We start from the raw sequence: 18,605 nt of genomic DNA, 5'->3' as shown, positions 1-18,605 counted from the left end.
TGCCGTCAGGCGAGCGCTGGATAGTCGGTGTAGCCCGCTTCGCCGCCGCCGTAGAAGGTGTTCTTGTCCCACGCATTCAACGGGGCGTTCTCGCGCAGCCGGCGCACGAGGTCGGGGTTCGAGATGAAGGGCTTGCCGAAGGCGATGAGGTCATCGCCTTCCTTCAGCGCTTCTTCGGCGAGCGGCTTGTCGTAGCCGTTGTTCACCATCCATGCACCCTTGCCGCCAGCCTGGCGATAGGCCGCCTTGAGCGCTTCGTAGTCGAACGGCCGGTCGGATATCTCCCGTGGACCACCGGTCGCGCCCTCGATGACGTGGATGTAGGCGAGGTTCAGTGTCGCGAGCTGGCGGATCACGTAGTCGAAGAGCGGCTGCGGGTTGTCGTCGTGCACGTCGTTCGCGGGCGTCACCGGCGAAAGACGGATGCCGACCTTGCCGCCGCCGATGGCGTCGACGACCGCACGTGTCGCTTCAAGCAGGAGGCGGGCTCGGTTCTCGATGCTGCCGCCATAGTCGTCGGTTCGCTTGTTGCTGCCATTCTTCAGGAACTGGTCGAGCAGATAGCCGTTCGCGCCATGGATCTCCACGCCGTCGAAACCCGCGGTTTCGACCGCGCTGCGAGCGGCGACTGCATAGGCATGCACGATGCCGGGCAGTTCGCCAGCGTCAAGCGCGCGGGGCTCGGAAGTGTCGGTGAAAGTCGGGATGCCGTTCTTGATCAGCACGGTCTTCGTCTTTGCAGCGATCGCCGAAGGCGCGACAGGCTTGCCGCCATCGGGCTGAAGCTCGTTGTGCGATACGCGGCCGACATGCCAGAGCTGCACCACGATCTTGCCGCCCTTGGCGTGCACCGCGCTCGTCACATGCTTCCATGCATCGAGTTGCTCGGTGCCGTAGAGACCCGGGACGTCCGCATACCCCTGGCCCTGATGACTGATGGCGGTGGCTTCGGTGATCAGCAGGCCGGCGCTCGCACGCTGTGCGTAGTAGGTCGCGGTGATGTCCCGCGGAATGGCATTGGGCGAACGATTGCGCGTGAGCGGCGCCATCACCACGCGGTTGCGCAGGTGCAGGTCGCCGACCTGAATGGGATCGAAGAGGGATGACATGTTCGCGTTGCTTGTTGTTGAGAACGACGCCGAGGGTAAACCCGGCAACTCATCCCCGCTGTCACGGGGTTGTCGGTTTGGTGCTAAGCGATGCAGCAGAATGGCCGCGAGCCCATGACATCGAATGCCGCCACGCCCACGCCCGCCCAAGTCCTGAAGCTGGCGCTGGCCTTGTCGCTCGGTGCTGCGGTGTCGCTGGGGATCACGCGCTTCTCGTACGGGCTGCTGCTGCCGCCGATGCGGGAAGACCTCGGATGGAGCTACGCACTCGCCGGCGGCATGAACACGGCGAACGCCGCAGGGTATCTGCTCGGCGCCTTGATGACGCCCGCATTGATGCGGCGGTTCGGGCCGAAGCAGTTGCTGGTGGGTGGCGCGTTCTGGGCGAGCGTGTTCATGGTCGCGAGTGGTTTTCTCGTTTCTGCACCCGCCTTGCTGTTGCAACGCTTGCTTGCCGGGCTGGCGAGCGCATGGGTGTTCGTTGCCGGCGGATTGCTGGCAGCGCGGCTCGGGTCGCTGCAGCCCACGCGCGCAGGCTTTCTGCTGGGCATCTACTACGGCGGAACCGGGTTGGGCATCACGCTGTCGGCATTGCTGGTGCCGGCGGTCCTTCAGGCAGCTTCGCAAGTGCCGCACGGATGGTCATGGGCGTGGTGGGCACTGGCGGTTGCGAGCTTTGTCGCGACGGCCGTGCTCGCGCTGGAGATGCGCAGGATGCCGGGCGACGCGAACGCAGCGGCACCCGCGCCTGCGCGTGCATCGCCGGCGAATCCTGCGGCGCAAGTGCACAGGTTCGGCTGGGCCTTGGCTGGCTACACGTTGTTCGGCGCTGGCTACATCGGCTACATGACTTTCGTGATCGCCTTGTTGCGCGAGCAGGGCGCTGGAGCGGGCAACATCACGATGTTCTACGCACTGCTCGGCGTGGCATGCGTGGCTTCGTCGCGGTTGTGGTCGGGCTTGCTCGACAGGTTCCGCGGCGGCGAGCCGCAGGCGATCCTCAATGCGCTGCTCGGTGTGGCGACGATCCTGCCGGTCGTGAGCGCGTCATGGGCGCTGGCAATGGCGTCGGGGCTGCTCTTCGGTGCGGTGTTTCTTTCGGTCGTCGCGTCGACGACGGCGCTGGTCCGGCACAACCTGCCTGCATCGCAATGGGCGACGGGCATCAGTGCTTTCACGATCGTGTTTGCGGCCGGTCAGATCGTCGGCCCAACGCTGACGGGCTGGATCTCCGACGGGAGTGGGGGCCTGGCGCGAGGCCTCGTGGCCTCGGCGGGGATCCTGTGGGCAGGCGCGCTGCTGGCTTCACGCCAGAAGCCGTTGCAGCCGCCGCCTGCCTGAGAGACGCGCTTACTTGAGGAGGCCTTCGGCCTTCATCGCTTCCTGCACGGCGGGGCGTGCGGCAACACGGGCGTGCCATGCCGTGACGTTCGGGAAAGCGGAGAGGTCGATGTTCATCGGCTTGGTCCAGTTGGTGACCGTGAACAAGTAGCCGTCCGCGACGGTGAAGTGGTCGCCCATCAGGAACTGCTTGTCCGCGAGCTGGCCGTTGAGCCACTCATAGCGCGACTTGAGCTTGTCCTTGAAGACCGCCTTGGCCTCGTCTGCGATGTTCGGGTTGAACAACGGCGAGAAAGTCTTGTGGATCTCGGTGCCGATGAACGTCAGCCATTCCTGCAGGCGATAGCGCGACAGCGTGCCGTTGGCGGGCGCGAGATTCTTGTTGGGCACCTGGTCGGCCACGTATTGCACGATGGCTGGGCCTTCGCGAAGGCGCGTGCCGTCGTCGAGTTCAAGCATCGGCACGTAGCCCAGGGGGTTGATGCCGTAGTAGTCGGTGCCATCCTGCAGCTTGTGGCTCTTGGTGCTGGCGAGCACCGGTTCGAAAGCGAGCCCGGCTTCGCGCAGCGCGATGTGGGGAGACAGCGAGCATGCGCCCGGCGAGTAGTACAGCTTCATTCGGAAAACTCCTATCGAAATTCGATGATTGTTTTTTGGGAAAGGGGAGGCTGATGCTAGCGGGTTCGTGGTCTCGGCGTACTTGTCCTACGGCGGCTCGCGCGCGCCGACTATGGGTGAGCGGCGAACTCGTTCCTAATCTCGGCGTTGCTGTGCGATGGTGGTCATTGCAAGGAGTTCGTGCATGTTGAAGTACGCCATTGTTTTCGCCGTGATATCGCTGATTGCCGGCGCGTTGGGCTTTGGCGGCGTGGCCGCCGGAGCGGCGGGCATCGCCAAGGTGCTGTTCGGACTGTTCCTGATCCTCGCGGTCGTGTTCCTCGTGCTGGCCGCACTTGGCGTGGGTGCCATCAAGAAGACGCTGGAGTGAGCAACTGCTAACAAGCGTGTTGCTATCAATTGGATAGCAACAGTTCAAGCACTGGCTTTGTCCCCAAAGCGGCGAGTGGGGCCGGCGGCGATTAAAATCAGCGCCCCCCTTGCGCAGCGCACGCGGTAGTGCGCCCACTCTCATGCTGTATCCCGAAGAATTCGATGTGATCGTCGTCGGCGGAGGCCATGCCGGCACCGAAGCCGCGCTCGCATCCGCCCGGATGGGCGCTCGCACCCTCCTGCTGACCCACAACATCGAAACGCTGGGGCAGATGAGCTGCAACCCGTCGATCGGCGGCATCGGCAAAGGCCATCTGGTCAAGGAAGTCGATGCACTCGGCGGCGCGATGGCGATCGCGACGGACGAGGGCGGCATCCAGTTCCGGGTTCTGAATTCGAGCAAGGGCCCCGCCGTGCGTGCAACGCGCGCACAAGCCGACCGGGTGCTCTACAAGGCAGCCATTCGGCGCCGGCTGGAGAATCAGCCGAATCTTTCGCTGTTCCAGCAGGCGGTCGACGACCTGATGATCGAGGGCGATCGTGTCGTTGGCGCGGTGACGCAGGTGGGCATCGCCTTCCGCGCACGTACCGTGGTGTTGACTGCGGGGACTTTCCTCGATGGCCGGATCCATGTGGGGTTGGACAACTACCAAGCTGGTCGTGCGGGTGATCCGCCTGCGGTCAGTCTTTCGGCGCGCCTCAAGGAGCTGAAGTTGCCCCAAGGGCGGCTCAAGACCGGCACGCCGCCGCGTCTCGACGGCCGGACCATCGATTTCTCGAAGTGCACCGAGCAGCCCGGTGACGGCATGCCGGGCGGGGCAGGGCCGATGCCCGTCTTCAGCTTCATGGGTCGTGCGGACATGCACCCGCAGCAGATGCCGTGCTGGATCACGAACACCAATGCGCGCACGCACGAGATCATCCGCTCCGGCTTCGACCGCAGCCCGATGTTCACCGGCAAGATCGATGGTGTCGGTCCGCGTTACTGCCCGAGCGTGGAAGACAAGATCAACCGCTTCGCCGACAAGGAAAGCCATCAGATCTTCCTCGAGCCCGAAGGGCTGACCACCAACGAGTACTACCCGAACGGGATTTCGACCAGCCTGCCGTTCGACATCCAGTTCCAGCTGGTTCGTTCGATGGCCGGCCTGGAGAACGCCCATATCCTCCGTCCCGGCTACGCGATCGAATACGACTACTTCGATCCGCGCGAACTCAAGAGCAACTTCGAGACGCGTGCGATCCGGGGCTTGTTCTTTGCGGGTCAGATCAACGGGACGACCGGCTACGAAGAAGCGGCGGCGCAAGGGCTCTTTGCGGGCATCAATGCGGCGCTGCAGTGCAGGGGAGAGGATGCTTGGCTGCCTCGGCGCGACGAGGCCTACCTGGGTGTGCTCGTGGACGACCTGATTACCAAGGGCGTGACCGAGCCGTACCGCATGTTCACGAGCCGTGCCGAATTCCGGCTCCAGCTCCGCGAAGACAACGCCGACATGCGTCTGACCGAGATGGGTCGAAAGCTCGGCCTGGTGGACGACGCCCGGTGGGATGCTTTCTCGCGCAAGCGCGACCTTGTTTCACGTGAAACAGAGCGGCTGCGGTCGATCTGGGTGAATCCCCGCAACTTGCCGGCCGCGGAGTCCGAACGGGTGCTGGGCAAGGCCATCGACCACGAATACAACCTCGGCGACCTGCTGCGGCGGCCGAATGTCAGCTACGAATCGCTCATGTCCATGGACGGTGGGAAGTACCGGTCCGATGAAGCCCTGGGTGAAACGGAAATCGAGCAGATCGAGATCGCAGCCAAGTACTCCGGCTACATCAACCGCCAGCACGACGAAGTCGAGCGGGCCGCTCACTTCGAGAGCCTCAAGCTGCCGGAGGATCTGGACTACAGCCAGGTCAAGGCATTGAGCATTGAAGTCCGCCAGAAGCTGGCGAAGCACCGTCCGGAGACGCTGGGCATGGCTTCGCGCATCTCCGGAGTGACGCCAGCGGCTATCTCGCTGCTGATGATCCACCTCCGTAAGGGCGGCCACCGCGCCTTTGTGCGCGATACGGCGACCGAGGCGCAGTCCGCCGAATGAGCCAGAAGGAACAGCTACGACAGGGTGCAGAAGCGCTCGGCATCACGCTGAGCGATGAGCAGAGCCAGCGGCTCCTGGCGTACGGCGAACTCATCCTCAAGTGGAACAAGGTCTATAACCTGACCGCGCTGCGGGATCCGGCGGCCGTTCTGACGCACCATTTGCTCGATAGCCTTGCCGTCATTGCACCACTTCAACGGCAATGCGACGGCAAGGCTAGGTTGCTGGATGTCGGGGCTGGGGCAGGGCTGCCAGGCGTGGTGATCGCAATTCTGCGGAATGACGTCGACGTCACCTGCGTAGATGCCGTCGCCAAGAAGGCAGCCTTCATTCAGCAGGTTGCATCGGAACTCGACCTGCGCAATCTGCGTGGCCTGCACGCCCGCGTCGAGACGCTGACCGGCAGCTATGACGTCATCAGCTCGCGCGCCTTTGCCTCCCTGCCGGATTTCGTTTTGGGATCTGTCCACCTCCTGGGTCCGGACGGCGTCTGGCTGGCCATGAAGGGCAAGGTGCCCAGCGACGAAATCGCCCAACTTCCTCCCCAGGCCGAGGTGTTTCACGTGGAACAACTGTCTGTTCCGGGCCTGGAAGCAGAGCGCTGCATCGTCTGGATGCGAAAACCCGCTGATTGAGCGACTTGCTCCGCGTCGACCTCGCTTAGACTCGACGGATCCCCTTTTTGAGCAAATCGCATGTTCGGCATCGCTGACTACGGCGCGTTCGTCGCAGCCATCATCCTTTTTCTGGCGATTCCCGGACCGGGCAACCTGGCGCTGATCACCTCGACGAGCAAAGGCGGCATCCGCGGCGGGCTTGCAGCGACTTTCGGTGTGATTTCGGGGGATCAGGTGCTCATGTGGGCCGCAGTCGCCGGCGTTGCTGCCATGCTTACTGCCTATCCGACCGCTTTTCACTTAGTGCAGTGGCTCGGGGCGGTCTATCTCGCGTGGCTCGGCTTCAAGATGCTGCGCACCAAGCCCGGCGCTGCGCCGATCCTCAATATCCGCCCCCGCCAGTACTTCCAGCAGGCGCTGACGATCACGCTGCTCAACCCGAAGGCGATCGTCTTCTATATGGCGTTCTTCCCGCTGTTCGTCGATCCGGCGCGCCATCAGGGCCTGACAACCTTTGCGGTGATGGCCATGACCATCGCCTTCCTGACCTTCCTCTACGGCCTCACTGCCACCCTGTTGACCCATTTCCTGGCTGAACGCGTGCGCGCAAATCCGCGGGCGACGGTCTGGCTGAACAAGATCGCGGGCATCTTCCTGATCGGCTTCGGCGTCCGGCTCGCCATCTCAAGGTAAGCCGCGGGTATGGCAAAGATCTTCTGCATCGCGAACCAAAAGGGCGGCGTCGGCAAGACGACGACCACAGTCAATCTGGCCGCTGGCTTGGCCAAGGTCGGGCAGCGGGTCCTCATGATCGATCTCGATCCGCAGGGCAATGCGACCATGGGCTCGGGGATCGACAAGCGGCAGCTCGAGACAACGGTGTATGACGTGCTGCTCGAATCGGCTTCCGTCGCCGAGACGCGGGTGACGTCCGAAAAGTGTGGCTATGACGTGCTGGGCGCGAACCGCGAACTGGCCGGTGCGGAAGTCGAGATGGTCGCCCTGGACCGGCGCGAAAAGCGCCTTCGGACGGCGCTTGCCGCAGTTGGCGCCGAATACGACTTCATCCTGATCGATTGCCCGCCGAGCCTGAGCCTCCTGACACTCAACGGCTTGTGCGCGGCACACGGCGTCATCGTGCCGATGCAGTGCGAGTACTTCGCGCTCGAAGGCCTCACGGATCTGGTGAACACCATCAAACAGGTGCATGCCAATCTCAACAAGAACCTGCAGATCATCGGCCTGCTGCGCGTCATGTTCGATCCGCGCATCACGCTGCAGCAGCAGGTCAGCGAGCAGCTCAAGGCGCATTTCGGCGACAAGGTGTTCGATACCGTCATCCCGCGCAATGTGCGGCTCGCCGAGGCGCCCAGCTATGGACTGCCGGGCGTTGTCTTCGATCCACCGGCCAAGGGCAGCCAGGCGTTCATCACCTTTGCCGAAGAGCTCGTGCGAAAGATGCCGCCGGCCAGTGCGATGGCCTCTGATGCTTCGTCGTCCGCTGCGCCAGTACCGATGGATCCGCCGCCGGTGGCGGTCCATGCGCCCGAAGAATCGCCGTAATCCCCAGACCACCCTCAATAACTCCACACATCTATCGCCGATGACCTCTCCCCAGATCCTGTTGCTGCCTGGCTGGCAGAACAGCGACCCCGACCACTGGCAGAGCCGCTGGGAAGCGATCTACGGCGACCATCGCGTCGAACAGCACGACTGGATGCGGCCCCTGCGCGGCGACTGGTCCGCTCGGCTGGAAGAAGAGGTCATCGCGGCACCGGGACCGGTTGCGCTCGTGGCGCACAGCCTGGGCTGCATCCTCGTCGCGGCTTGGGCAGTGCACACGCGTCATGCCGGCAAAGTTCGCGGGGCGTTGCTGGTCGCTCCGGGCGATGTAGAGCGTGACGATCTGCGGCAGATGATCCCCGGCTGGTCGCCAATCGTGCGCCAGCCGCTGCCATTCCCCGCACGGATGATCGCGGCAAACAACGATCCTTATTGCGTTGCTGAGCGCTCCCGCGAGATGGCTCGCGACTGGGGCGCCAGCTACATCGATGCCGGCGCACGTGGCCACATCAACAGCGAATCCGGCCTCGGGGACTGGCCCGAGGGTCGCAAGCTCCTGACCGATCTCCTGAAAGAACACTGACCTCCATGGCGACAAAAAAACCCAAGGGCCTTGGCCGCGGACTCGAAGCCCTGCTGGGCCCCACCTTCAACGGACCCGACACCGCTGCGCCGGATGATTCGGCACCGCCGAGCCCGACGTCGCTGACCCTGGACCAGATGGTGCCTGGCGTCTACCAGCCGCGAACCCGCATGGACGAGGGCGCGCTCTACGAACTGGCCGAAAGCATCAAGGCGCAGGGGATCATGCAGCCGATCCTCGTCCGCCGCCTCGACACCGACGCAGCGCGCGAGAAGAACGCCGAATTCGAAATCATCGCCGGCGAGCGCCGCTTCCGTGCCGCCCGACTCGCCGGGCTGGAGAGCGTGCCCGTCCTGGTCCGCGACGTGCCCAACGAGGCCGCCGCGGCGATGTCACTGATCGAGAACATCCAGCGCGAAGACCTCAATCCATTGGAAGAAGCCCAAGGTTTGCAACGCCTGGTCGTTGAGTTTGGACTCACTCACGAATCCGCAGCGCAGGCCGTTGGACGTTCGCGCAGCGCGGCCAGCAACCTGTTGCGCCTGTTGAACCTGGCCGAGCCGGCACAGGCGATGCTCATGGCCGGCGACATCGACATGGGGCACGCCCGCGCGCTGCTGTCGCTGGACAAGGGCACGCAGATCACGGCTGCGAACCAGATCGCCGCGAAGAAGATGTCGGTGCGCGAAGCCGAAGCGCTGGTCAAGAAACTCGCCGCGGAATTCAGCCTGACGCCGAGTTCGCGCCGCGGCACGGCCGAAAAGTCGCGCGACCTGCTGCGTGTGGAAGAAGAACTTGCCGACCTGCTCGCCGCCGAGGTCGAGGTGCGCATCAAGAAGCGCAGCAAGCGAGGAGGGCGCGTGGAAGAAAGCGGTGAGCTAGCGATTCACTTCGGCTCGCTGGACGCGTTGAACGGCCTGATCGACCGCATCCGTCAGACGGCTTAGGTATATCGCTCACCCCCAGCCTCGCCCACTTCGTGTGGCTCTGCACCCCCTTGCAGGGGGCACACCCAGCGGCCCGGCAGAGCCGGTTCCGCGGGTGTCCTGGTCTACAGACTAAAGATCTTGCCGGGGTTCATGATGTTTTTGGGATCGAGCGCGCGCTTGATCGTCCGCATCACGTCCACCGCACCGGCGCCGGCTTCGTCGACCAGGAAGCCCATCTTGTGCAGACCCACACCGTGCTCGCCCGTACAGGTGCCTTCAAGCGACAGGGCACGCGCGACGAGGGAATGGTTGAGCTTCTCGGCCGTTTCGCGTTCTTTCGGATCATTGGGATCCAGCAGATAGCCGAAGTGGAAGTTGCCGTCACCGACGTGGCCAACGAGGAAATAGGGGATGCCGCTCGCATCGGCTTCCGCGACCGATTCGAGCAGGCAATCAGCCAGGCGCGAGATCGGGACGCAGGTGTCGGTCGAGATCGCGCGGCAGCCAGGGCGCGATTGCACTGCCGCGAAATAGCTGTTGTGGCGCGCGGTCCAGAGGCGGGTGCGCTCCTCGGGCGTGCTGGCCCATTCGAAGGCATTGCCGCCGTGGCCGCTCGCGATTTCCTGAACCGTCTCGGCCTGCTCTTTCACGCCGGTGGGTGAGCCGTGGAATTCCATCAGCAGCATCGGCTCTTCACGCAGGTTGAGCTTGGAGTACGCATTGACCATGCGCACCGTGTTCACGTCGATCAGTTCCACACGCGCGATCGGCACGCCGAGCTGGATGGTCTCGATGGTGGTGCGCACTGCGGCCTCGATGCTCGGGAACGAGCAGATCGCAGCGGACACCGCTTCAGGCAGCGGGTAGATGCGCAGCGTGATCTCGGTGATCACGCCCAACGTGCCTTCGCTGCCAACGAACAGGCGCGTGAGGTCATAGCCTGCCGACGATTTCTTGGCGCGCGTGCCGGTGCGGATGATCTCGCCACTGGCGGTGACCACTTCGAGCGACAGCACGTTCTCGCGCATCGTGCCGTAGCGCACGGCGTTCGTGCCGCTTGCGCGGGTGGCTGACATGCCGCCGATCGATGCATCCGCGCCCGGGTCGATAGGAAAGAAGAGGCCCGTGCTCTTGATCTCTTCATTGAGCTGCTTGCGCGTGACGCCGGGCTGCACGGTCACGGTGAGGTCGTCGGCGTTGACGGAGAGGACGCGATTCATGCGGCTCACGTCGATGCTGATGCCGCCCTGCACCGCGAGCAGGTGGCCTTCGAGCGAGGAGCCCACGCCGAAGGGGATCACCGGCACGCTGTACTCGCTCGCGAGCTTCACGGCATCGGCGACGTCCTGCGTGCTCTCGGCAAACACGACCGCGGAGGGCGGCGGCGCTTCAAAAGAAGATTCGTCGCGGCCGTGCTGCGCGCGAACGGCCATCGCCGTGGAACATTGATCGCCGAAGCGGGCCTTCAGGGCTTCGATCAGTGCATCGGGCACTTCGCGCAGTGCGATCTCGGGCGTCAGGTGGGAGAGTGCGGTGGGGGCGTTCATCGGCGGGCTCCTGAAGGGGTCTAACATTCTACGAACCGCACTCCTGAAAGAAAGACAGGGACATTCCATGGGCAACCGCCTTTCCCAGATCGCCACGCGCACCGGCGACGACGGCACCACCGGCCTCGGCGACAACACGCGCGTACCCAAGGACCACCTGCGCGTGCAGGCGATGGGTGACGTCGACGAACTCAACTCCAGCATCGGCGTGCTGCTGTGCGAGCCGATGCCCGCCGCTGTGCGCGAACTGCTCATCGATGTGCAACATCAGTTGTTCAACCTTGGCGGCGAGCTCTCAATGCCGGGCTACACGCTTCTCAAGCCTGAGGCACTCCTGCAGCTCGACAACGCGCTGGCCGACCACAACGCGACGCTGCCGCGGCTTGCGGAATTCATCCTGCCGGCGGGCACGCGCGGCGCCTCGCTCGCGCATGTATGCCGGACCGTGGCTCGCCGCGCCGAGCGCGCCGTGGTGGCCCTTGGTGCGACGGAAGAGATCAACGACACGCTGCGCCGGTACCTCAACCGGCTGAGTGACCTGCTCTTCGTGCTGGCGCGTGTGCTCAACCGCGTCGACGGTGGCGATGATGTCTACTGGAAGAGCGAACGCATGGCGCGCGCCGCCGCTGAATCCGAATCGAAAGAACCCAACGCATGATTTCTCGCAACAAGAACCTCTTCGTGGCCGTGACCGCAGCCGTGCTGCTGACGTCGGCGGCATTCGCGAGCGACAACAAGGTCCTCGGCGGCATCGAAAAGGGTGCGAATGCCACCGGCCGTGGCATCGAGCGCGGCGCGGACGCCACGCGCAGGGGTGTCAACAACACCGCCGAAAAGGCGAGTGCGCCTGTGCGGCGCTGGGGCGAAAGCCTGGGTCGCAAGCTGCCGCACGGCTCGCACCACGCGTCCACCCCGGCGGTCGGCCCCCAAGGCACGGCGCCCTGAACGCACCTTTACCTTGCTTCACCTCGCGCATACAGGCGTGAGGGCGGCGCGATACATGCGCTGCGCACACTGGACTCCTCATCAACGCGAACAGGAGTTCCAGAATGATCAAGTCGAAGAAGAGCATGACCGTCGTCGCAGCAGCGCTGGCGATGTGCATGGCCGGAAGCGCCTTCGCCCAGGACGGCCGCTTCGATCGCGGACCTGACCGCCATGACCGCGGCGAACGCCACGAGCGCTACATGCCGCAGCCCCAGCGATTCGAGAACCACGGCCGTCCGGATTTCCGCCCGCAACCGCAGGTCGTCCGCCAAGGCTACGTGAGGCCCTACGCGCAGTGGCATCGCGGCGACCGCCTCCCGGTCGCGTATCGCACGCCGGGTTACGTCGTGAACGACTGGCATGCGCACCGCCTGTACGCGCCGCCGCGTGGCTACCAGTGGGTGGGCGTGGGAGGCGACTTCGTGCTGGCGGCCGTGGCCACAGGCCTGATCGCCACGATCATTGCCAACGGCTAAAAAGAAAGGGCCGCAAAGCGGCCCGGCGCGGGATCAGGACGCAGGTGTCGCGACCTGTGCGCAGACGTTGCGGCCCGTGATCGTGAGCCGCAACCCGCCGCCGTGCCATTCCAGCCAGTTGAGCTGCACGTAGGCTTCGATGTCGTTGTCGTCGATCCGGCCGGCCTGATGCTGCCGCAGATGGCCGACGGTGGCGGGCAGGGCCTGCCGCAGCCGTTCACGCTCTGCGGCCTTGGCGTCCACCTTCGAGGATGCGCGCGTCTGAGAAATCGATGCCATGGTTTGATTCTTGATCGTCGGATCGCTGGAACACAACCTAAGCAATGTACGCGCCCTGTGTGACGTGTCACGGGCGTATTTCTCGATTTCGCAGAGGAGAAACACCGAGCCCGAGGGCCCGGAGAAGCTGCTACTTGCGGGTGCGCAGCAGTTTGCTCACCTCGTCCACGTTCTCACCGATGCGCTTGCGCACCACTTCGAACGCTTCGGACTGCGACTTGGCCGCCATTTCGGACAGCTCGCGGATGTCGTCGAGCGCCTGCTTGAACGCGGCCTTGCCCATCGCGTCGAGCTTGGCAAGGTTTTCGCGCGGCTCGCCGGCCGACATGCCCTTGACGGTGCTCTGCCAGTCCTGGATCGATGTCTTGAGCATCTCGGTCTGCCGCTGCACCACGGCCTGCAGGCCCTGGTACGACTTCTCGTTGGCCTCCATGAGCGCCTGCAGGTCTTTCCGTCCACCCTCCACGATCGCGCCGGCGGCACCGGCCAATGGAAGATTCTGGAGCCGGTCCGCCATGCCCTTCAGCGGTTTGATGAAGGCGTCCTGGATGTCGTCGGCGGCGCTGCTGCGCGTTGAGCCCGCCTTTTTCGCGGCGGTAGTGCTCGTTCTGCTAGTTGCCATGGTGCGATGTCTCCAGTTGATGTTGGAGTTGCGACGATACGCCCACAGGGCCTTCCGATGGAAGCCCCGGATGGCGCAATCCGCACCGGAGACGCGTTCAGCGAGTCGCGACAGCCGTGCCGTCGGGCAACTCGATCTTGACCTCGAGCACCTCGAGGTCATCCTGCTTCTCGAGGTGGACCTTAATGTCTTCGGCCTTGATCGACACGTACTTGGAGATCACCGCGATCAGCTCGCGCTGCAACTCCGGCAGATAGTCGGGCCGCTTGTTGCCGAGGCTGCTGCGCTCGTGGGCGAGGATGATCTGCAGCCGTTCCTTGGCGACACTGGCCGTCTTCTTCTTTTCGCCCAGCAGAAAGGAGAGGAGGGACATCGAACTACCTCGATCCGAAGATTCGTTTGAAGAAGCCGGGTTTCTCGGCGTCGACGAAGCGCATCGGCCGCTCTTCGCCGAGGAAGCGCGCCACCACGTCGCTGTAGGCCTGCGCCACGTCGGTGTCCTTGTCGTGGATCGCGGGCACGCCCTGGTTGGAAGCCTGCAGCACGCTCTCGGACTCGGGGATCACGCCGATGAGCTTGATGCGCAGGATGTCCTGGATGTCTTCCAGCGACAGCATCTGTCCGCCCGCCACGCGGTTGGGGTTGTAGCGGGTGATCAGCAGGTGCTCCTTGATCGGTTCGCCGCCTTCCTTGGCGCGCTTGGTCTTGGAGCTGAGCATGCCCAGGATGCGGTCCGAGTCGCGCACCGAGGACACCTCGGGGTTGGTGACGATGAGCGCTTCGTCCGCGAAGTGCATCGCCATCAGCGCGCCGACCTCGATGCCGGCGGGCGAGTCGCACACGATGTAGTCGAAGCCCTGATCGGCCAGCTCCTTGAGGATCTTCTCGACGCCGTCCTGCGTCAGAGCGTCCTTGTCGCGCGTCTGGGAGGCGGCCAGCACGTAGAGGTTCTCGCAGTGCTTGTCCTTGATGAGCGCCTGGCTCAGGTTGGCTTCGCCCTGGATCACGTTGATCAGGTCGAACACCACGCGGCGCTCGCAGCCCATGATGAGGTCGAGGTTGCGCAGGCCGACGTCGAAGTCGATCACAGCCGTCTTCTTGCCTGCCAGAGCGAGACCGGACGCGAAGCTCGCGCTCGTGGTCGTCTTGCCGACGCCGCCCTTGCCCGATGTCACCACCACAATTTTGGCCATTGCCACATTCCTCTTTCGTTCGTTTCAGTTGTTCGGTTGATGCCGGAATCTCATTCGATCGCCTCGATCAGGATCTTCTTGCCGTCCTGAAGCGAGATCTGCGCCGCCTTGCCTGCCACTTCGGGCGGCAGCGGGACTTCGGATGTGCGATAGATGCCGGCGATGGCGACGAGCTGCGCTTCCAGGCAGGTCGTGAAGATGCGCGCATCGGTGTTGCCGCGCGCACCGGCGATCGCCTTGCCGCGCAGCGGTGCGTACACGTGGACGTTGCCGTCCGCGATCACCTCGGCGCCGAAGCTCACGATGGCCGTGACGATCACGTCGCCGCCGCGCGCATACACCTGCTGGCCCGAGCGCAGCGGCTTGTCGATGACCAGCGTGCCGTTGGACGGCACCGGCACTTCGCGCACGATCTGCGGGGCTTCACTCGGCGGCTCTGCGGGCGGGGTTGCCGCCTTGGCTGCCGGTGCGGCGGGCATCGCGGTGACCGACAGGCCGGCGGCGCGCGCCGCGGCGTTCTGCGCATCGGTGCCGCCACGCACTGCGACGGGTTGCGTCTGGTGGCGCGAGAGCATGTCGCGCAGGCGGACGAAATCGATGTCGGCTTCGGCGTCTTCGTCCTGCAGTTGCGAGAGGTCGATGACGACCGGCTCCTGCTCGAAGAAGTCGGGGGAATCCGCAAGCTGGGCGTCGAGCGCTTCAGCGAGCACGTCGAGATCGGCGGTGCGGAGAATGACCGCGATCAGCGGCAGCGTTGCGCTCTTGAACTCGAATACCGTCTTGCTGCGCGCGGCGGATGCATCGGCCATGGAAAACGTAGGTGCGAAAAGCGTTGGAGTCTAACGGGAGTGGCTTCCGCGCCATGAAACAGACGCTTCGCTATCACCTGACAGAACACCTCTTGCACCAGGTTTCATTTCAATTCTCCGAGCGGCTGAGCAGCGCGTAGAGCAGGATCGCGCCGAATGTCGCGGTGCCGATGCCGCCGAGCGCGAACTGGCCGAACTTCAGCGTGAAGTCGCCGGTGCCGAGGATCAGCGTGATCGCAGCGGTGATGAGGTTCTTGTTCTTCGAGAAGTCGACCTTGTTGTCGACCCAGATCTTCGCGCCCGACACCGCGATCAGGCCGAACACCACGATGCTCACGCCGCCCATCACCGCCAGCGGGATCGCCTGCACCAGCGCGCCGAACTTCGGGCTGAAGCCCAGCACCAGCGCGATGAGCGCGGCGACGACGAACATCGCGGTCGAGTAGATCTTGGTGGCGGCCATCACGCCGATGTTTTCCGCGTAGGTCGTCACGCCGGTGCCGCCGAGGGCGCCACTCACCATAGTCGCGACGCCGTCGCCGATGAAGGCGCGACCGAGGTACGGATTGAGGTCGCGACCGGTCATCGCTCCGACGGCCTTGATGTGGCCGAGGTTTTCGGCCACGAGGATGACGGCCACCGGGGCGATCAGCAGGATCGCATTCGCGTCGAACACCGGCGACGAGAAGGTCGGCATGCCGAACCACGCTGCCGCGCCGAGCGGGCCGAGGTCGATCGGCTTGCCCATCCTGAGCACGTTGGTCAGCACCGCATAGATGATGCTGGCGACGATCAGCCCCATGAGGATCAAGAGCCGCTGCATCATCCCGCGCGTGTAGACCGCGATCAGGCCCACGCTCAGGAAGGTCACGAGCTGCATCCACGTGTCGAAGCCGGTCGGCGCCATGTTCTTGATCGGCACGCTCGCGAGGTTGAGCCCGATCACCGCCACCACCGCGCCGGTGACCACCGGCGGCATCAGCCGCTCGATCCAGTGCACCGCCACGTCGCTCTCGACTTCCTCGACCTCCATGCCCTCGAGGCCCTTCACGGGTGCGCGCTTGGTGCGCCGCTCGTTGGTGAGCGACACGATCACGCCGATGAGCACGTAGACCAGCCCGCACGCGATGATCCCGCCGAGTGCTACGCCGAGATTGGTGTTCGGCCCCGAGCCTGCATAGCCCGTCGCCGCGATCACGACGCCGATGAAGGCGAAGCTCGACCCCAGGTAACTCGGCACCCGTCCGCCGGTGATGAAGAAGAACAGCAGCGTGCCGATGCCGCTCATGAGGATCGCCACATTGGGGTTGAACCCCATCAGGATCGGCGCCAGCACCGTGGCGCCGAACATCGCGATCACGTGTTGCACGCCCATCGCCGCGGTCTGCGGCCAGGGCAGGCGCTGTTCGGGCGTGACGACGGCACCCGCACTGGCCGACACCTTTTGCCAGCGCGGAAGGTAGGACTCGCTCATGGTTATCTCCTCGTAGGTTCGTTTCTTCTTTTGCCAGGAAGCGGTTGTGGGGCGGGGCGGCCCGCCGGGACGGTCAGTCGCCGCGGGGCGCCAGCACGGCCATGGTGATGCGCGAGACGCAGGTCAGCTCGCCCGCGTCGTTGGTGAGGTCGATCTGCCAGACCTGCGTGGTCCGGCCCCGGTGCACCGGTCGCGCAGTGCCGGTGACCCACCCCGATGTCGCGGACCTGATGTGGTTCGCGTTGATGTCCAGCCCGACTGCGCGATGGCCCTCGGGTGCCGAGTAGTGCGCACCGCAGGAGCCCAGCGTCTCCGCCAGCACCACCGAGACGCCGCCATGCAGGATGCCGTAGGGCTGCACCGTGCGCTTGTCGACGGGTACGCGGGCCCGGATGAAGTCGTCCCCGATCTCCAGAAACTCCATCCCGAGGTTGGCGACCGCCGTATCGATGTGGCTTCGGGTCAATTCCTCGACCGAGATTTCTTTCTTCCAGATGCGCATTGGGAAATTTCTCCAGATTCGGGCTGCGCAGACTATAGCGATTGGCGCAGAAAACGACGCGCTCATCGCTGACAGCAGAGCGGCTCCGATGTGCGCAAGCTACGACCATGAGCCGGACGCGACGTTGGATTGCCGTCTCCGCCGCCTTGCTGGTGGTGCTGCTGGCTGGACTGGGCATCTGGGTGCGCGGCCAGTTGCCGAGCGACGAGCAGCTCGCATCGGAAATTGCCGCGCGCTTCGAGAAGGCGTCGGGGATCGGTCTGCGCATCGGTGCGGCGCACTGGGCGCTGCGGCCTTCGCCGGTCATCGAGCTCGAAGACGTCGCAACTGGGCAGCCGAGGCCGATCACCGTGCATCGCATCGTGGTCCGCCCCCGTCTGGCTTCGCTCTGGGGCCGCAAGGTTGCGATCGACGAAGTGGAGGTGAGCGGGGCGGTGCTGCCGCGTGATTCCGTGCGCGCGTTCCGTGGGCGCTGGGATGGCGGCGATACGGCGATTGCGCTCGCGGGTGGCTGGTCGCTGACCGACGTGCCCGTCCAGACGGTGCGCCTGCGCGACATCTCCTGGATCGACCGCCGCGACATCGCGCTGGCCTACGACGTCGATGTGCGCTTCGACCCCCATTGGCGCCCGCGCGAAGCCGAGATTCGCCGCCCGGGCGTCTCGCCCCCGGCCCGACTGCGTGTCGAGCGAGAGGGTGAGGACGATCGCTGGCGAACCTTGATCGACCTCGGCGGCGGCACGTGGAACGGCACCACGCGGCTCGAGGCCAGAGACGATGGGCAGGTGCGGCTCACAGCCGCGCTGGAGGCGAAGGGCGTGGACCTCGCCTCACTCCTGCGCGGCTTCGACCGCCACAGCGCGGTCGAAGGCAAAGTCAACGGGCCGACGGAGGTGGACACCCAGGGCGCCAACGTCGGCGAGCTGATTCGCCACCTGCACACCCGCACGCGCTTCACGGTTGCACCGGCGACGCTCAGTGGCTTTGATCTCGCCAAGGCAGTGACCGCGCCCGATTCGGCTCGTGGCGGGCAGACGCGGCTGGAATCGTTGACCGGCACGCTCGACACGCAAATCCTCGACGACGGCGTGATGCTGCGCTACAGCAATCTCAAGGCGAGATCGGGCGTACTCACCGCGAGCGGCGCAGCCACCGTGCTGAACCGCAAGCTCGATGGCGAGGCGGCGGTTGACATCGTGGATGGCGTCGTGGGTGTTCCGCTCAAGCTCGGCGGCACGCTCGATGCGCCAGTGCTGTCGCTGACCGGCGCGGCGCTCGCGGGCGCGGCGGTCGGCACGGCGGTGCTGCCCGGCGTGGGCACCGCGATCGGGGCGCGCGTGGGGCAGGCGATGGACAAGCTGCTCGGCCCCGACGAAGCGAAGTCGCCACGCAAGCCGTCCGCTCCCGGCAAGTCGCCGCCGAAGCGCTGAGCGACGTTACGGCTGAAATTTGCTGACCCGATTTCTTTACGTGCGCTAGACAATCCCGGGGCGGTGC

The 18,605-nt window shown here is 64.9% G+C and carries 22 protein-coding genes; 12 read left to right on the top strand and 10 right to left on the bottom strand.

Annotated elements, in window-relative coordinates:
• Positions 1–5: 5 nt before the first annotated feature.
• Positions 6–1,109, bottom strand: a complete 1,104-nt coding sequence (locus FHW64_RS23765) for an alkene reductase (protein WP_184530693.1) — start codon at positions 1,107–1,109, stop codon at positions 6–8.
• 114 nt (positions 1,110–1,223) lie between these two features.
• On the opposite strand from FHW64_RS23765, the gene FHW64_RS23760 reads away from it, so the two are divergent.
• The gene (locus FHW64_RS23760; RefSeq protein ID WP_184530692.1) at positions 1,224–2,450 is read left to right on the top strand and encodes a YbfB/YjiJ family MFS transporter; all 1,227 of its coding nucleotides are present in this window, start codon (positions 1,224–1,226) and stop codon (positions 2,448–2,450) included.
• Positions 2,451–2,459: 9 nt separating this feature from the next.
• On the opposite strand, the gene gstA is transcribed toward FHW64_RS23760, so the two are convergent.
• Positions 2,460–3,068 (bottom strand): glutathione transferase GstA, encoded by a 609-nt coding sequence (gstA, locus tag FHW64_RS23755; RefSeq protein WP_184530691.1) that lies wholly within the window; start codon positions 3,066–3,068, stop codon positions 2,460–2,462.
• Positions 3,069–3,252: 184 nt separating this feature from the next.
• On the opposite strand from gstA, the gene FHW64_RS23750 reads away from it, so the two are divergent.
• The 7 genes from FHW64_RS23750 to FHW64_RS23720 all read left to right on the top strand — a co-directional run bounded on the left by FHW64_RS23750 (position 3,253) and on the right by FHW64_RS23720 (position 9,237).
• Positions 3,253–3,438 carry a DUF1328 family protein gene (locus tag FHW64_RS23750; protein WP_184530690.1) on the top strand — a complete coding sequence of 62 codons (186 nt, stop codon included), beginning with the start codon at positions 3,253–3,255 and terminating at the stop codon, positions 3,436–3,438.
• Between the two features lie 142 nt (positions 3,439–3,580).
• Positions 3,581–5,527, top strand: a complete 1,947-nt coding sequence (mnmG, locus tag FHW64_RS23745; RefSeq protein ID WP_184530689.1) for a tRNA uridine-5-carboxymethylaminomethyl(34) synthesis enzyme MnmG — start codon at positions 3,581–3,583, stop codon at positions 5,525–5,527.
• Positions 5,524–6,162, top strand: coding sequence for a 16S rRNA (guanine(527)-N(7))-methyltransferase RsmG (gene rsmG, locus FHW64_RS23740; RefSeq protein WP_184530688.1), 639 nt, complete (start codon positions 5,524–5,526; stop codon positions 6,160–6,162). The genes mnmG and rsmG overlap by 4 nt, the downstream gene beginning before the upstream one ends.
• Before the next feature lie 60 nt (positions 6,163–6,222).
• Entirely contained in the window at positions 6,223–6,837 is a 615-nt protein-coding gene (locus FHW64_RS23735) for a LysE family transporter (RefSeq protein ID WP_184530687.1), read from the top strand.
• Between the two features lie 9 nt (positions 6,838–6,846).
• Entirely contained in the window at positions 6,847–7,707 is an 861-nt protein-coding gene (locus FHW64_RS23730; RefSeq protein WP_184530686.1) for a ParA family protein, read from the top strand.
• A 40-nt stretch (positions 7,708–7,747) separates the two neighbouring features.
• On the top strand, positions 7,748–8,290 hold the full coding sequence (locus FHW64_RS23725) for an alpha/beta hydrolase (RefSeq protein WP_184530685.1): 543 nt from the start codon (positions 7,748–7,750) through the stop codon (positions 8,288–8,290).
• A 5-nt stretch (positions 8,291–8,295) separates the two neighbouring features.
• Entirely contained in the window at positions 8,296–9,237 is a 942-nt protein-coding gene (locus tag FHW64_RS23720) for a ParB/RepB/Spo0J family partition protein (protein WP_184530684.1), read from the top strand.
• A 104-nt stretch (positions 9,238–9,341) separates the two neighbouring features.
• Here FHW64_RS23720 and FHW64_RS23715 read toward each other — a convergent pair whose 3' ends face one another.
• A complete protein-coding gene (locus tag FHW64_RS23715; RefSeq protein WP_184530683.1) occupies positions 9,342–10,766 on the bottom strand; it encodes an FAD-binding oxidoreductase in 1,425 nt (474 codons plus the stop codon).
• A gap of 67 nt (positions 10,767–10,833) precedes the next feature.
• On the opposite strand from FHW64_RS23715, the gene FHW64_RS23710 reads away from it, so the two are divergent.
• From FHW64_RS23710 to FHW64_RS23700, 3 genes are all read left to right on the top strand, one after another.
• Complete coding sequence (locus FHW64_RS23710) at positions 10,834–11,424, top strand: cob(I)yrinic acid a,c-diamide adenosyltransferase (protein ID WP_184530682.1); 591 nt, start codon at positions 10,834–10,836, stop codon at positions 11,422–11,424.
• Positions 11,421–11,711: a hypothetical protein gene (locus FHW64_RS23705; RefSeq protein WP_184530681.1), complete on the top strand. Its 291-nt coding sequence runs from the start codon at positions 11,421–11,423 to the stop codon at positions 11,709–11,711. Before FHW64_RS23710 ends, FHW64_RS23705 begins: the two co-directional genes overlap by 4 nt.
• Positions 11,712–11,815: 104 nt before the next feature.
• Positions 11,816–12,229 (top strand): RcnB family protein, encoded by a 414-nt coding sequence (locus tag FHW64_RS23700; RefSeq protein WP_184530680.1) that lies wholly within the window; start codon positions 11,816–11,818, stop codon positions 12,227–12,229.
• Positions 12,230–12,262: 33 nt separating this feature from the next.
• Here the strand turns inward: FHW64_RS23700 and FHW64_RS23695 are convergent, their stop codons facing one another.
• The 7 genes from FHW64_RS23695 to FHW64_RS23665 all read right to left on the bottom strand — a co-directional run bounded on the left by FHW64_RS23695 (position 12,263) and on the right by FHW64_RS23665 (position 17,108).
• Positions 12,263–12,508 (bottom strand): hypothetical protein, encoded by a 246-nt coding sequence (locus tag FHW64_RS23695; protein ID WP_184530679.1) that lies wholly within the window; start codon positions 12,506–12,508, stop codon positions 12,263–12,265.
• Positions 12,509–12,638: 130 nt separating this feature from the next.
• On the bottom strand, positions 12,639–13,130 hold the full coding sequence (gene phaP / locus FHW64_RS23690) for a TIGR01841 family phasin (protein ID WP_184530678.1): 492 nt from the start codon (positions 13,128–13,130) through the stop codon (positions 12,639–12,641).
• Positions 13,131–13,227: 97 nt separating this feature from the next.
• On the bottom strand, positions 13,228–13,503 hold the full coding sequence (minE, locus tag FHW64_RS23685; RefSeq protein WP_184530677.1) for a cell division topological specificity factor MinE: 276 nt from the start codon (positions 13,501–13,503) through the stop codon (positions 13,228–13,230).
• A 4-nt stretch (positions 13,504–13,507) separates the two neighbouring features.
• Positions 13,508–14,323 carry a septum site-determining protein MinD gene (gene minD, locus FHW64_RS23680; RefSeq protein WP_184530676.1) on the bottom strand — a complete coding sequence of 272 codons (816 nt, stop codon included), beginning with the start codon at positions 14,321–14,323 and terminating at the stop codon, positions 13,508–13,510.
• Positions 14,324–14,373: 50 nt separating this feature from the next.
• Positions 14,374–15,132: a septum site-determining protein MinC gene (minC, locus tag FHW64_RS23675; RefSeq protein WP_184530675.1), complete on the bottom strand. Its 759-nt coding sequence runs from the start codon at positions 15,130–15,132 to the stop codon at positions 14,374–14,376.
• A 109-nt stretch (positions 15,133–15,241) separates the two neighbouring features.
• Positions 15,242–16,606, bottom strand: coding sequence for a solute carrier family 23 protein (locus FHW64_RS23670; protein ID WP_184530674.1), 1,365 nt, complete (start codon positions 16,604–16,606; stop codon positions 15,242–15,244).
• 73 nt (positions 16,607–16,679) lie between these two features.
• A complete protein-coding gene (locus FHW64_RS23665; RefSeq protein WP_184530673.1) occupies positions 16,680–17,108 on the bottom strand; it encodes a hotdog fold thioesterase in 429 nt (142 codons plus the stop codon).
• Positions 17,109–17,215: 107 nt separating this feature from the next.
• On the opposite strand from FHW64_RS23665, the gene FHW64_RS23660 reads away from it, so the two are divergent.
• Complete coding sequence (locus tag FHW64_RS23660; RefSeq protein WP_184530672.1) at positions 17,216–18,538, top strand: AsmA family protein; 1,323 nt, start codon at positions 17,216–17,218, stop codon at positions 18,536–18,538.
• Positions 18,539–18,605 lie beyond the last annotated feature (67 nt).

This window comes from Variovorax sp. Sphag1AA (genome assembly GCF_014192575.1).
In the GTDB taxonomy this organism is placed as follows: domain Bacteria; phylum Pseudomonadota; class Gammaproteobacteria; order Burkholderiales; family Burkholderiaceae_C; genus Variovorax.
Note: the sequence above shows the minus strand (reverse complement) of the source record. Positions and strands in the feature narration are given on the sequence as shown.